The 13,846-nt window shown below is 57.7% G+C and carries 10 protein-coding genes and 1 pseudogene; 3 read left to right on the top strand and 8 right to left on the bottom strand.

Annotation, left to right across the window (positions count from 1 at the left end):
• Window positions 1–61 precede the first annotated feature (61 nt).
• Together N2602_RS31465 and N2602_RS31460 are read left to right on the top strand one after the other, a co-directional pair.
• Window positions 62–226, top strand: a complete 165-nt coding sequence (locus N2602_RS31465; RefSeq protein ID WP_260380511.1) for a hypothetical protein — start codon at window positions 62–64, stop codon at window positions 224–226.
• Between the two features lie 582 nt (window positions 227–808).
• A complete protein-coding gene (locus N2602_RS31460; protein WP_260380510.1) occupies window positions 809–1,999 on the top strand; it encodes an MFS transporter in 1,191 nt (396 codons plus the stop codon).
• A gap of 713 nt (window positions 2,000–2,712) precedes the next feature.
• On the opposite strand, the pseudogene N2602_RS31455 reads toward N2602_RS31460, so the two are convergent.
• A pseudogene (locus N2602_RS31455) lies at window positions 2,713–2,907 on the bottom strand (LrgB family protein); the annotation flags it as partial.
• 539 nt (window positions 2,908–3,446) lie between these two features.
• Here N2602_RS31455 and N2602_RS31450 point away from each other — a divergent pair.
• Window positions 3,447–4,070: a biliverdin-producing heme oxygenase gene (locus N2602_RS31450; RefSeq protein WP_260380509.1), complete on the top strand. Its 624-nt coding sequence runs from the start codon at window positions 3,447–3,449 to the stop codon at window positions 4,068–4,070.
• Between the two features lie 827 nt (window positions 4,071–4,897).
• Here N2602_RS31450 and N2602_RS31445 read toward each other — a convergent pair.
• The 7 genes from N2602_RS31445 to trpD form a co-directional block, all read right to left on the bottom strand.
• Entirely contained in the window at window positions 4,898–5,926 is a 1,029-nt protein-coding gene (locus N2602_RS31445) for an LLM class flavin-dependent oxidoreductase (RefSeq protein ID WP_260380508.1), read from the bottom strand.
• A gap of 188 nt (window positions 5,927–6,114) precedes the next feature.
• Window positions 6,115–7,215, bottom strand: a complete 1,101-nt coding sequence (gene hisC, locus N2602_RS31440) for a histidinol-phosphate transaminase (protein WP_260380507.1) — start codon at window positions 7,213–7,215, stop codon at window positions 6,115–6,117.
• A 1,468-nt stretch (window positions 7,216–8,683) separates the two neighbouring features.
• A complete protein-coding gene (locus N2602_RS31435; RefSeq protein ID WP_260383740.1) occupies window positions 8,684–10,219 on the bottom strand; it encodes a class I adenylate-forming enzyme family protein in 1,536 nt (511 codons plus the stop codon).
• A 292-nt stretch (window positions 10,220–10,511) separates the two neighbouring features.
• The gene (locus N2602_RS31430) at window positions 10,512–10,811 is read right to left on the bottom strand and encodes a hypothetical protein (protein WP_157285440.1); all 300 of its coding nucleotides are present in this window, start codon (window positions 10,809–10,811) and stop codon (window positions 10,512–10,514) included.
• A gap of 69 nt (window positions 10,812–10,880) precedes the next feature.
• Window positions 10,881–11,336: a flavin reductase family protein gene (locus tag N2602_RS31425; RefSeq protein WP_260383739.1), complete on the bottom strand. Its 456-nt coding sequence runs from the start codon at window positions 11,334–11,336 to the stop codon at window positions 10,881–10,883.
• 436 nt (window positions 11,337–11,772) lie between these two features.
• On the bottom strand, window positions 11,773–12,591 hold the full coding sequence (gene trpC / locus N2602_RS31420; protein ID WP_260380506.1) for an indole-3-glycerol phosphate synthase TrpC: 819 nt from the start codon (window positions 12,589–12,591) through the stop codon (window positions 11,773–11,775).
• Window positions 12,592–12,605: 14 nt separating this feature from the next.
• Window positions 12,606–13,619 carry an anthranilate phosphoribosyltransferase gene (trpD, locus tag N2602_RS31415; RefSeq protein ID WP_260380505.1) on the bottom strand — a complete coding sequence of 338 codons (1,014 nt, stop codon included), beginning with the start codon at window positions 13,617–13,619 and terminating at the stop codon, window positions 12,606–12,608.
• Window positions 13,620–13,846 lie beyond the last annotated feature (227 nt).

Here is a 13,846-nt window from a genome sequence, read left to right as displayed (position 1 = left end):
CAGCCAGAGACTCTCCGTCTGAGCTGAAGTTGCACGCTACAAAACGGAACGCGGAATCGCGATGATGCAACCGTCTCGTATTGCAGAGGTAAAGGTTCGTTGCGCCAAGATCGGGACCGAACGCGGGCTGCGCAGGGATTTTATTGAAAATCTCTATGCGCTGATCATAGGAGAAGCCTGCGAGCTCGAAGCCATGATCATACACGAGCGAAAGGCCATCTCCTGATGGTCCGCATCTACACGCTCGGCCCAGCGAGAAGCTGTCGCCATCATGCAACTTCGAGGCATGAGACATCGTACTGGTAGACGATCTCGTGGCTGGAGCGGCTGAGGCTGCGGATCGCCGAGACAGCTATGTCCTCCAATGTAGCGCGCACCTGAATGTCCACCTCGTGACGGAGCAATATCGCGATCGTCTGCAGGTTGTCGACCCTTCATACTGCCCACGCAGAGCATCGCGGTTCTCAAACGCAAGGACGTAAAAGAGCCTCGGACGCTGGGTTCTTCCTGAACCAACAATGGGGTATATCGACACGATATGCTTGGAATCAGCTGATTTTAGAAACGACAAAGCCGGTTGTTGAGAAAAAACTCCTTGAAGGCGTGTATGATGCCGGCGTTGCTTACAGCAGATCGGCGCTCGAACATCCCGACGAGATCGAGGCATACAGGAGATTGGCGAGGTGGTGACGACCTGGCTGCTATATGGCCCGCGTCCCCGCTATTCCGGTACGATCATCCGCAGTCCCTATCCTGAGTTGCATGACGCGCTGCCCTGAAAAATCACAAGAACCTGAAGAGGACCGTCATGACCTCATCCCCTCCCGATGCAAGAACGAAACTCGTCCTTGTCGCTTTGACCATTGGTGCCTTCGCCATCGGCCTGGACACTTTTGTCATCATTGGCGCGCTTGATGTGATCTCTCGTGACCTCACGATTTCAACGGGTGCGGCGGGCTGGATCATCTCGATCTACGCAATCTGCTACGCCGTTTTCGCGCCGCTGAATGCCTGGATGTTCAAGACCATGAGCCGCCGCAATGTCCAGACCCTGTCCGTTTCGATTTTCGTCGTCGGCAATCTGGTCTGCGCGATCGCGCCGAATTTCATAATCCTTGCGGCAGGTCGGGTCCTTTCGGCCTACGGCGCGGCAATGTTCACCCCGGCGGCTACCGCGCTGGCTACCGAGCTCCTGCCGCCCGCCCGCAAGGGCATCGCGTTGTCCCTCATCTTCGGCGGCATGACCGTTTCACAGGTTGCTGGCGTTCCGGCCACCAGCTGGATCGCAGATGCGATCGGCTGGCGCTATGCCTTCGTCTTCGTCGTCATCGCGGGGCTTCTCGCATTGCTGATCTTCACCGCCATGATGTCTGCAATCCCTGCTAACGCGCCCGAGCACGGAAAAGGTCTTACCTCGAAAGAGTTCCCCAAGATCATCTATGGTGTCCTTTCCGTGACACTGTTCGTCGTCATCTCCGAATTCGTCGTCTATTCCTACGTCAGCGTCTTCATCTCCGGTTCTCTGCTTGCCAGGGTCCCGCTACTCTCGGCCGCGCTTCTTGCTTATGGATTCGGAGCCGTGACCGGAAACGCAGCTTGTGGCTTTCTGACCGATCGTTTCGGGCCCTACATGGTCCTTATCGCGGCGGTCGGGGCACAACTACTCCTGTTGGTAGGCCTTGTTGCTTTCGGACAACATGGTTTCCTCACCCTGGTCATCGCCTTCCTCTGGGGCAACGTAAGCTACATGTATCTCGTCCCCATCCAGCACCGGCTCCTCGGCGTAGCCGCGGATAGGTCGAAGCTGGTTCTGGCGATGAATAGCTCGGCAACCTTCGCAGGCATCGCTATCGGCGCTTTTCTCGGCGGAGTTATCGTCGAGATCAGTGGGGTCAAATTCCTGGCCCCGGCGTCCATCCTGATTGGCCTTGTCGGCATCGGGCTTGCTGTTGCCTTCGTGCGCGATGCAGAACTGGCGAAAGCTGCGAGTGGGGAATGAACAGGATAGACGAGTGGCGGACGCGTGTCAGCGCGCGAGATTTGCCGTTTGCTAAACCAGAAGAGTTCCGGAACGCAGACAGCCGCTCAAAGAGGCGCCCAACAGTCGGCGATCACGTCGCGCTGGAATCGAACAATGCCGGCTGTGTCGGATGTCTTAAGACGGCTGGCCGCCGACGCCACTTTGGCGATTGCTGAGAGTAGGCGTTCGAAGTAGTCCGTGAAAACACTCGGATGAGGAAGAGGCCCGGATACCAGGAGCATACGCTTCAAATAACGGGCCTCCTCTTGAACCCGCCGCAGACCCGCCGGTCGGGCCCTGAATGGCCAGCATGCAGGCGCAGGCTGGGTCAATCATTTTTGGCGGCAGCGCGAGCAAATTTGGGATCCTTACGCGTTGGTCTCAATCGGCTCGTGTGATCCACAAACATCCGATCTGTCGCGACCATCCCGCTGAACGGGTTTGCGAATGCATGCTGCGCTTTTCTATTGGTTTAGCGTCTGGATTGAATCGAGCATCCCACGCTAAAGGTTCAGTTGAGTGGACATCGAAACCAGTCATCGGTCTGGCGCGATGAATTCAGCAAGCCGGGGGTGTGCAGCGCCTTTCCCACTGAATGATGCTCAATCAGCCGTCCAAATCGCCATGTTGATCGTCCTGATAACTTCAATTCAACCGACCTCTTCGGGCCAAATGATGGTGTGACAGCTGCACTATTGGGGCAGCGCTGTGACCGCGAATGGCACCAGAGACGAGGTCACAAGTGCATTCATACCCATGCCGAGGCTCGAACACACGCCGGCAATCTCATCAACCTGGAATGCGCGCGCTGTACCGATACCGTGTGCCACTACGCCCGCCGGAAAGCCCCGCGCCCGATAGTCACTGATGCCGCTTCGGTTTATCATCTCTTTCCGCTGAGTTGCACTTTAATGATGCTTCGCAAATTGGCCTAGCTGGCTCGCGATCCAACTGAGCGAAAGAGGGCGACAGCCGCGTTCCAGAAACTGACATTCGCGAATAACTGAAGTCACCGCCGGGCAGTCGTAATGCTAGTTCTCTAGCTGCTTGCTAAGCTTCCGCGCTGGTCAACTACCGGACCTAGTGATTTGATCGAGGGCATGGCACATGGCAAGTGTTGGCTAATGTACGTTAGTCTTGGTCTCGGGTACACAGATTAGCTGAAGGATTGAGCACCGACCCTCCAACCCGCGGTATTCTGTGCGCTAAGGCGCGCTCCGACAGGTTTTTGCCAAGATCCGCGATCGAGTTTGCACGCGACTAGATCATTCGCGGCAGAGAAGCATATGGCAGAAATTGTGAAGGGAATATCTCGTACGCCGTCCTGATCCTGCAGTGTCCAGATCGGCGAGCACACTGCGATCTCATACCTCGTCAAGCCACTCTCGTTTCGGATCAGTCCAGCCTTCACGGAGAACTAGCTACAATGAGTACGATCGATGTCGAAAAGCCTCTCGATGCCAGCCGGGCAAGACGCCTGAAAGCCGCAACGAGCAGTCAGCATGACAGCATCGACAAACAGATCACGGCACAGAACCCATTTGCGAACCGCGAACGGTATGGTCGCTTCGTGACCGTGCAACGTGAATTCCACCGGGCCATCGATGGTCTGTATGTCTCTCACGAGCTCGGCCGATGGTTGCCCGGTCTCTCCTCGCGCCGGCGCCTCGGCCTGATCGAGCAGGACCTCTGCGACCTTGGCATCGCGGCGGCAAGCCCTCGCGATACGTTCGAACTCGGCTGCGAAAGCGCCGAAATCGACCTGCCGACGGCGATCGGTTGGCTCTATGTCGCGGAAGGCTCGAATCTCGGCGCCGCATCTCTACTCAAAGCGGCCGGAAGTCTTGGGCTGTCGGAGTCCTTCGGAGCGCGTCATCTGGCGGCAGCCCCAGAGGGGCGCGCTGCGCATTGGAGGGCGTTCACGAGGGCGCTAGACGCCGTGGACCTGTCTGTTTCCGAGGACGAACGCGCCGTCGCCGGGGCGCGAGCCGCTTTCTCCCATGTGCAGGAACTGGTGTCCGACCTGCACCGACCGGCGGCGGAAATTTGACAGGAGCTTTGCTGCAGGCAGCCGAATTGATCAGCATAAGCCTCTCCCAAGTCACCGCTGTCGCGGCTTCAGGCCCATCCTGCAGGAGTCTCGGGTTGATCCACGTTATCGCTCGGCTCAACCTGAGAGGCGGCTTCTGGCTGCCCCGGACCGCGAAGCGCGAGCGCCGGGGCGGTGGTCGAGGTATCTCTTCTTTCGGCCGTCGCCGAGAGGCTCGTCGCATTCTATGAGAGCATGGGCTTCACACGGCCGGTGAACGGAGAGGAAGAGGATTGTGCGACTGTACACAAGACACCGGCCTCATCCAGCCCTCAGGCGTATCGCAAATGCGACGTGATCAAGGAAAACGGAGGATCGACTAAGCAAGACATGGAGCGAGCGCTTTTCTCGGCGGAGTTATCGTCGAGCTCAGCGAGATCGATCCTGGTCGCGGCGTCCACTTGCTGAGAGTGGGCGTTCGAAGTAGTGCGTGAACTCCACTACATGCGGATGACGAAGAGGCCGATATCAGGTGATACGCTCAAATATCGGCCTCGTCTTCAACGCGCCGCAGGCCCCACGATAATCCGGTCGGCCCCGAATTGCCAGCATGCAGGCGCAGGATGGGTCAATCATTTTGGTCCGGCGCGAGAATATACGGGATCTTTACGTGTTGGTCTCGCGCTGACCTCACGCGGATCGCATGATCCACAAACATCTCACCGATCTGTCGTTACCGGTCCGACTGAACGACTTGGCGAATGCATGGAGCGCTCTCGGTAAGTAGCACCTGGATTTCGTCAAGTATCCCACACCAAAGGTTCCAGTTGAGTGGACATCGAAACCAGTCACCGGTCTGGCGCGATGAATTCAGAATGGATCGCAGCTGCGGTATTAACGGCTGCATCGACTGATAGATTTCCAAATGCGGGCTGACAAAGAAGATAGTTCGCGCCGGCCTCCTCCAGATGATTAAGAACGGTCTGCCGTACAGAAGCGCGTGTTCCTACGACGCACAGTTCACTTTCGATTGCGGCCTCGAAGGTCGGGGGAAGGTTGGCCGGCAGTGATATGTTATTCAACTCGTAAAGGTACTTAAAGCTGCTGAGCCAGCGTTCGTAAGCAGGTGCGGCGAGCGAATGCGCCTCTGCCTCAGAACGTCCAATCACGATCATGCGGAGCAAAGCAATAAACAGGTCCCTACCGTCGGCGGGACGCTTGGTGTTTCCATGGGCGCGAAACACGTCGGTGACTTTGCGAACAACAGAGGACGGCCCCACACACGCAAGGTTTGCGCCATTGGCCGCCGCCCAACTGGCTGACTCTGGCCGATTTGTGGCGACCCATGTCGGGGGGTGCGGACGCTGGTGAGGCGAAAGGGTCAAAGGAACACCGTCGAGAACAAAATGCTGCCCCCGATAGTTTAGAAGGCCGCCATTCATCGCATTAACAAGGATTTGGGAAGCTTCTTCGTAACGACTAGAAGCCACTTCCGCATCCACCCCGAAATAAGTCAGCTCCATCGGGAGGGAGCCACGACCAATACCCACTTCAAGTCTGCCATTACTCAAGTGATCCAACATGCAGATCTCCTCGAACGCACGCAAGGGGTGATAGAGGTTAAGCAGCATGACCAATTGACCGATACGAAGCCGCCGGGTGCGCTGTATGACGCTGGACAGAAACAAGTTCGGCGAGGGGCTTCGTCCATGTGGTGTACAGTGATGCTCCGCCAGTTGATACGCGTAGAAACCGAGCCGATCGTAGGCCTCGGCCAAGACCAGACGGTCCGCGTATTGTTCGGCGATATTGCGCCCATCCTCATCAAAATGATCGAAGATGCCGCAAGTTAGATTTGAAGAAAGGATGTTAGTCACTCGATTATCTCCAGCGAGAAGTTGAGGTCCGCTGACTGTCAAACGCCGTAGCGGCCCTAAACGGAATGCGTTGCTTATGATGCAGGCCGGTATTCATCGCCTGCGGCGATAACTCTATGGATCCAGAGCGAAGCACGCCCCAAAATCGTCCGTCGCACGTGCCAGACGCTCGGATGAGTGGTCTGTCATCAAGAAGAGCGGTCTGCTCCCCGACGAACCGTGCCGACGGCTGTAAGAAAAGCGTCCATCTGCTCTCTCGTGCCGATGCTAACGCGAATGCAATCTTCCAGGCCGTCATCCGGAAAGGAGGCGACAAGGACTTTCTGACTTTCCAAAGCGCTCTGCCACCATCTGCCGTCCTGACCCGAAGGCACACGGGCGAGCAGAAAATTCGCGTGCGAGGGCATTACAGAGAACCCGAAGTCGGAGAGCGCGCCCGAAACTCGCTGCCGTTCATGCTTGATGTGGCTATGGTTGTCGTCATAATCGTGACGATGCTGAAGGATGCTCATGCCGACGGCATGACCAACCACATTCATGTTGAACACATTCTGGATGTTCCGAAGCCTCCCGATCAGCTCGGGATGGCCGAACGCGAAGCCAACGCGAATGCCCGCAGCTGCGTAGCTCTTGGAGAACGTACGCAACACCAGAACATTCGAGTAACAATTCACCAGATGCAGTCCGTTCTCAGGTGCGAAATCGACATAGGCCTCGTCCAGCACGACTAATCGGTTACATTGCGCTAGGAGGCGCTCGATCTCAGCGACCGGCACGAAGGCGCCCGTTGGATTGTTCGGATTAGCTAACAGAATGAACTTGGCATGTTTAGCAGGGCCGAACAGCAAGTCATCGATCGGCAGGCGGCCAAGTTCGTTGCAGCGGACTTCAAGAAACTGTGCCCCTTGCAACATGGCAAGCTTGCGGTTGAACGAAAACCCTGGCGAGATCATTGCGATGCTGTCACCCGGAGCAAGAAAAGCTCTATAAACTAGGCTAAGAAGTTCAGATGATCCATTACCAGCCATGACGTGATCTGCGGACATGCCATAGGCAGCGGCCGCTGCTTCCCTCAGGCTGACATTGTCATTCTCAGGATACAGGTAGTGCCGCTCTAGGGCTGCAATTGCACTTCGCATCACGATGCTTGGCAACGGAAATGGATTCTCATTCGTATTTAGCTTCACGTAACTATCATCCGGGGCTGGCCGGCCAGCCGGGAGAGCGTCCAATTCGCGAGCCATCGGAGTAAGCGACGACAACAGATCTCGTAATTTTGCGTCCGTCATGATTGTTTCCCGTTTCCATCGGTAGAGGTGTTTGCGCGAGAGGCGCCGCAAGCGCGGCTAGCTGGGGGCTGGAGTGTTTGAACTAAGCAGCCTCAGTTGGGGCCGCGCATCGGGTCAGGGCCGGCAAAGGTCGGCTGAATTCACCTGGGCGGGCGAGTTATCTCCAATGTTGTAAGCAGAGGCGACACTCTCAATTGATCTGGACTATCGAGACACGTTCGCTGTCCGTTGTCTTGAGCTCGGCAAGGATTGAGCGTACCGATGTGTTCCCGCATCAGACAGGTTCCTGAAAGGATCCTGAGGTCGAGTTCTTCAACGAGTGACGCGCTCTTCAGTTGACTAGCTGGAAGCAATGCTGATCCTCGTCGGCTGTCTGCGATGACCATGCGTTGCTCTGAACAGGGCAGTCAGCTGAATGGGTACTTGCGAAAAGCTGACATTTGTTGCTCCAGATGTTGCGCAGAGCTCGCAGTCAACCTTCTCGTTCCTGCCGCGGTACCAGCAGTCCGGCACAATGATGCTTGACTAAGGCAGCTTGTTACGAGCAGGCGGAGCCTGTTACTGGCAGAATCAATGAGTATCAGCCGCGGACGAGCGGATCCGCATGGCTTCTCTGGCGAAGTCTCTCGTCCAGAGACTGGAGCCATATCGATCATCGTCTCGCTGTCCGGTACATTCCTCGATCCTTTGCGCCCGAGCAGTTTGTGGCCGATTATCCTGGTGGTCGACGACTCATCCGCTCCCCCGACACCTCTTGTCGAGAAGTGCCGAAGTGGCGCCTCTGCGACCCAAGCCGCGGCTTAGCCGGAGTTCGTCCGGTCTTGCGCCACCGCCTCGTTGTCTTAGACCGTACAATGTGACGCCACGTGCGATTCAAGCCCCTAGCGCTGATTTACTAGCCTCCACAGGGTCGAAAGCGTTCGAGCGAGGCTGCCGCGAGCGCGAAGCGTTCTTGAGCAGAACCCCACTAGACCAAAGGTCTAGTCGTTGCACGAGCCGGAGGTGGGCTGCGTCAGAAGGAGCAGAGCACAGCGATTGTACGAGTTCGGCGTCAAGTTCTGGGTCGCCATCGGCGCATGTCAGGACGGGCAGTTCGTAGCCAATGTGAAAGCGAAGCCGTGCAATAGCTTTGACGGTGACACCACTTGCAACCGTCATCCTCCAGATGGAGGTGCTGATCAAATACCATCGAGCGCGCGGTCCGCGACAAAGGCCATCGCGGCTACGTCCCGCCCGATTAAAAGCTCAGGGTGTTGATCTCAGGACAGAAACGGCGGGTGGCGACCACAGATCAAAGGCGAGCTTCCAGGGCGTTCCACTGTCGAGCCGGTCATCGGCCAAATCAGATCCGAACCGAATATCGCGATCTTGTGTCCCACTACGCCAGACGCGGGGTCATAACGGTTTGAGTCGCGGCCGATCGGGCCCGCCAGGTAGATACTGACCGGTGGCGCCCAATCCTAGACAATCAATTTGCCTCGGTGTGATTGCCCGAACGGGCATCGAGGTCCTTCAACTTGAAATGCTGGATTTTGCCCAACTCCGTTCGGGGCAACTCGTCAGTAAAGATGATCTCGCGTGGCGCCTTGAAGCGTGCGAGCTGCGTTCTCACATATTCGATCAGCACGTCCGCCTCAATCCGAGCTCCAGGCTGCTTGACCACGTAGGCGACCGGCACTTCGTCCCAACGAGGATCGGGCCGGCCGACAACGGCGCATTCCGCGACATCCGGATGCTCCGTAAGCACACGCTCCACCTCCGCCGGGTAAATGTTTTCTCCGCCGGAAATGATCATATTCTTCTTGCGATCGAGCACCCAAAAATATCCATCCGCGTCGCTTCGTCCGATGTCGCCAGTATAATACCAGCCGTTGCGCAAAACCTCGCGGGTTGCGTGTTGGTTGTTCCAATATTCGCAGAAGAGATTGGGCCCGCGTACCGCGATCTCGCCCGCAGTGCCGGGCGGTAGCTTATCGCCGGCATCATTCGTGATTACCGCTTCGCAGCATACGCCGGCTCGTCCGGTCGAGCCATCGCGCGTGAGATCGCCGCGTAGCCTTGTATAGAGAGCAATAGGACTGGTTTCCGTGGAGCCATAAACCTGCAGCACGGTTATCCCGCGTTCGGCCAATTGTCCGATAACGTGCCGCGGCACCATGGTTGAACCCGTGGAGATGGCCTTCAGGGAGCATACGTCGACCCTCGGCCATCGGGGATGATCGGCCAGAGCTTGGATCGTAGCTGGCACCAGTACGGTTAACGTGGGCCGATCGCGCTCAAACGCTGCAAGGGTTGCTTCTGGCGTAAACCGGCTGTGGAGCGTAACTGTCGCGCCGTAATGCAAGGCGGGCGTGGTCAGAATGTTGAGGCCGCCGACGTGAAACAATGGCAACACGGATAGGATATGGTCGGTCGGGCTGAGCTCATGCATGTGCCGACTCATGACGCCATTCCAAAACAACGCTTCCTGGCGCAGCACAGCGCCCTTGGGTCGTCCTGTGGTCCCCGACGTATAGACGATCAGGAGTGGACAGGACAGATCGACATACGCGTTGGAATCATCACCGCGCGCTTCCTCGAGCAGCTCACACCACTTGCTTCCGCCGACGGGATCAAAGTCGAGTCCGATAATGGCCGCAAAGGGCAACTGCTCCGCCACCGGCGGCAGAATTCCCTGGAAGGCCTGTTCTAGCACGAGGACTTTGATACCAGCATCGGACAGGATGAAGAGCTGCTCCGCGATCGCAAGCCGCCAGTTCAATGGCACGAGAATTGCGCCGAGTCGCGCGCAAGCATACAGCAGAACCAGATAATCGGGCCGGTTCAAGCTGAGGATCGCAATGCGGTCCCCTCTCTCGACGCCGAGTCGGGTTTTCAAAGCGCGCGCGGCCTGTTCGATACGACGGAGGAAAGCGACATAGCTCAAAGTCGTCCCCTCGAAATGGATTGCCGCTTTGTCGCCTTCAAACGCCGCGTTGCGCTCGATCAGTGTGCTAAGATTAATCATCAGTCGCTCGCTCTTTTTGGCGTTGACATCGTCTTCGTTCCGACGCGCTCAGAATGTGAGATTCCGATCGTGCTTCGAGGGACTCGATTGCGCTCTCATTGCTCGATTGACGAGCGGCTTCCGGGCGATCGCCAGGCCCGTGCGGCGAGCCCATCCAAGATCCCGTTTGTACCGCCACTAGGCCGCTCTCGTTGCTCCCCAATGACCGCTCGCGACAGAATGCCTCCGGCAACCGGAGGGACGACGTCTACCGGATAGGCTGCCTCGCTACGGAAATTGTTGTCCATGATCAGAATGTCCTCTCGATGTGCACGCGAATTGCGTTTGCGTCGGCATCGATCCAGTTTAGCGCTGCGGCCGATGCGATCATCTTTCGGTAGGCCGTTTCCCAGGATTTGTCGTCCGGCCGGCCCGGCAAAACAGGAATCAGATCAATAGGCACCAGTGCATTATCCCGGTCCACGATCACAATCCCTCTTAAGGAAGGCGATCCAACAGTGGCTTCGGCCTTGAACACGAGCTTAAGCTTATCGAGATCGAAGGCATCTCGCAGGTGTAGGCCACGTTCAGGTAAGTATTCGATGATCATTGCGATGTGTGTGGGAAGATCGGCCGAGCCGTCATTGATGGGAGTGGTTCTGTGCGGCCGAAGTAGTACTCAGCCCTCGGTCAACGTTCGGAGCGCGCCCCTGAAGTTTACCAGCGGCTGGCCCTGTCTCGTTCGCGCCGCGACGATGCGCCCAACAAAGATTCCGTGCGTGCCAACCATTTGATGGTGATGCAAAACGCATTCGAGCACGCAGATTGCGCTTGACAGGACCGGTATGCCCAACAGGCCTTCATCCCAAGGGGCTTCCTCAAAACGATGAACGCCTTTGGCACCGACTCGGCCGGCGAAACGCAGTGCAAGGTCTTGCTGATCACTGGCAAGAAGGCTGACGCCAAAGCCGCCGTTGGCGAGTATGGCAGTGTAAGTCTCGGAACTCGTACCAATACAGACCAGTAAACAGGGAGGCTCCAGACTGAGCGAGGTGATGGAACTGACCGTTAGCCCTCGTCGGTCGGGTCCTGTACCCGAAGCCACAATGGCTACACCGCTCGCTAGATTCCGCATGGCTTGGCGAAATTCGTTCGCGTCGACGGACTGAATATCGCCTAGAGGCGAAGGCAAGTGCCAAGTCATGGCGCGCCTATGAAGTCGTTCTTCATCCTCTTCAACTGCGCTGCGGGAGACTGCATCGGCGCGCTAGGGGTCTCAAACCCAGCCCGGTTCGCCCTCGACAGCCGCGCGCCAGCTGCTATCGGTACGGCGAGTCTACGACCGTAACCCGGCTCCAAAGAACCCGCTATTGGCGCAGGCACCACCGTTGCTAGCCGAGGTTGCCGGTTAATGGTGTGAACCATGCAATCAGTGTGATTCATCATTGGGTGATCTGTGACGAGGTGGGTTGGACGATGCATATCGGCCAGGGAGCGTCGCGACAGCCGGCAACTCATTGCCGAACGGAAGCCGGAGATGATGAAGCCGTAGCGAAACAGTCTGCGCGCCATCAATGCGTTCCGGGGTTAACGGCAAGCTGGCGCGATAGCAGCGCAAGGGTTGCTGCCGTGACATCGGACTGCCGCATCAGACTCTCGCCGACGAGAAAGGTTGAGACGCCAGCCCGTGAGAGCCTGTGTAGATCAGCATTCGCAAAGATGCCGCTTTCGGAGACAGTTAGACGGTCTCCAGGAACCAGCGGCGCCAGCCTTTCGGTGGTCGCTAGCGTCGTAACGAAAGTACGCAAGTTCCGATTGTTGATGCCAATCAGTGGCGAACGAAGTGTTAGCGCGCGGTCTAGCTCCTCTCGACCATGGACCTCAATCAGGACGTCCATACCATATGTGTGTGCGGCGGCTTCGATCTCGCGGGCAGCGCCGTCGTCGAGAGCCGCCATGATGATCAGGATGCAATCAGATCCATAGGCGCGCGCCTCGACGACCTGATAGGTATCGAAAATGAAGTCCTTGCGCAGTATCGGCAGACTTGTTGCAGCTCGCGCTGCCATCATGAAATCGAGATGTCCCTGAAAGGACTTCCCATCCGTCAGGACTGAGAGGCAGGCCGCTCCACCGGCCTCAAAGGCCGTCGCCAGCAAGGACGGGTCGAAGTCGGAGCGAATGAGGCCTCTGGAGGGGGAAGCCCTCTTTATCTCGGCGATAAGTGCGTACTCGCCCGCAATATGCTTGCCGCGAACCGCGCTGACAAATCCGCGTGGCGCCGGAGCACGCCGTGCGAGCGCCTCGATCTCCGATAGCGGCACCGCTTGCTTGGCGTAGACAATCTCTTCGCGCTTATAGGTCTCGATCCTGCGTAGAAAGTCAGACATTGGCTATCCCGCTGTCATGCGTTTGACACTTCAATCAGACGTTTCAGTCGTGCCGCTGCAGCGCCCGTATCGATCGATTGCTGTCCAATGGCGACGCCCTCCTTTAGAGTCTTGGCGTGGCCGGCGATGACCAGCGCCGCGGCCGCGTTGAAAGTCGCGATGTCGCGATACGGACTCAGTTTGCCGTCCAGCACGCCTTGTAGCGCGACTGCACTGGCCTCAGCATCGCCGCCCCTTAGATCTTCTTCGCTACAGCGGGTGAGGCCTGCTTCCTCGGGCGTCACTTGGAATGTGCGGATACAGCCCTCGTCAAGTGCGGCGACAAAAGTCGAGCCGGTAAGAGTGATCTCGTCGAGCCCGTCCGAACCATGCACCACCCACGCCGACTCAGCGCCAAGAGCCTTCAGCACTTGCGCGAAAGGCTGCACCCAGCGGGGCGAAAAAACTCCAACCAGCTGCCGCGTGATCCCTGCCGGATTGGCCAGCGGGCCCACCATATTGAAGATGGTGCGGGTCGCAAGCTCCACCCGTGTCGAGCGGACGTGCTTCATCACGGGATGATGGACGGGCGCATACATAAATCCAATACCAGCTTCGCGCACACAGCGACCAACGTGGTCAGGATCGAGATCGAGCTTTACGCCGAGCGATGCGAGGACATCGGCAGCGCCTGAGCGCGAGGAGGCTGCTCCATTGCAATGTTTTGCAACCGGTATGCCGGCGCCTGCGACAATGAAAGCGGCACAGGTCGACACGTTCACCGAACCGGAACTATCTCCTCCCGTCCCGACAATGTCGATCGCCTGAGCGGGCGCGCTCACCCGCAGCATTTTGCTGCGCATGGCCGAAACCGCTCCGGTGATCTCCTCTACGGTTTCGCCCCGCACCCGGAGCGCCATCAGCAGACCGCCGATTTGTGAAGGCGTGGCCTCGCCGGACATGATTATCTCGAACGCTGACGCTGCTTCTTCGCGGGTCAGGCCTGCGCCGGTGGCGACTTTCCCAATGATAGACTTGAGTGAATCCATGGTGATTGCGAGCCGTACCTTGGTTGCTGCTGGTCGCGAAAGTTGATGGGTGATCTGGGCAGTCGGGTGCACGCAGAGAGTTGTCAGCTCTTGATCTCATCGGCTAAAGCCGAACATGCGCTCGGAAAGTCACGCTGCGATATCTGTTCGCGGCGTTTCTTTGCGTTCTTGATGCAGCTCGTCGAACCCGCAGGCAAGGTGACGCTTTCGGCTGCGTCCGTTCCGGT

Origin of the sequence: Bradyrhizobium sp. NC92 (assembly GCF_025200865.1) — a bacterium.
Lineage (GTDB): Bacteria > Pseudomonadota > Alphaproteobacteria > Rhizobiales > Xanthobacteraceae > Bradyrhizobium.
The sequence above is the reverse complement of the archived record's forward strand: the minus strand, read 5'-3'. Positions and strand labels throughout refer to the sequence as shown.

Bases quoted from the DNA above. Each gene is read 5' to 3' on its own strand.
- trpC (WP_260380506.1), bottom strand. From the start codon at position 12,591: ATGTCTGACTTTCTACGCAGGATCGAGACCTATAAGCGCGAAGAGATT.
- N2602_RS31450 (WP_260380509.1), top strand. From the start codon at position 3,447: ATGAGTACGATCGATGTCGAAAAGCCTCTCGATGCCAGCCGGGCAAGA.
- hisC (WP_260380507.1), bottom strand. From the start codon at position 7,215: ATGACGGACGCAAAATTACGAGATCTGTTGTCGTCGCTTACTCCGATG.
- N2602_RS31425 (WP_260383739.1), bottom strand. From the start codon at position 11,336: ATGCGGAATCTAGCGAGCGGTGTAGCCATTGTGGCTTCGGGTACAGGA.
- trpD (WP_260380505.1), bottom strand. From the start codon at position 13,619: ATGGATTCACTCAAGTCTATCATTGGGAAAGTCGCCACCGGCGCAGGC.
- N2602_RS31465 (WP_260380511.1), top strand. From the start codon at position 62: ATGATGCAACCGTCTCGTATTGCAGAGGTAAAGGTTCGTTGCGCCAAG.
- N2602_RS31460 (WP_260380510.1), top strand. From the start codon at position 809: ATGACCTCATCCCCTCCCGATGCAAGAACGAAACTCGTCCTTGTCGCT.
- N2602_RS31430 (WP_157285440.1), bottom strand. From the start codon at position 10,811: ATGATCATCGAATACTTACCTGAACGTGGCCTACACCTGCGAGATGCC.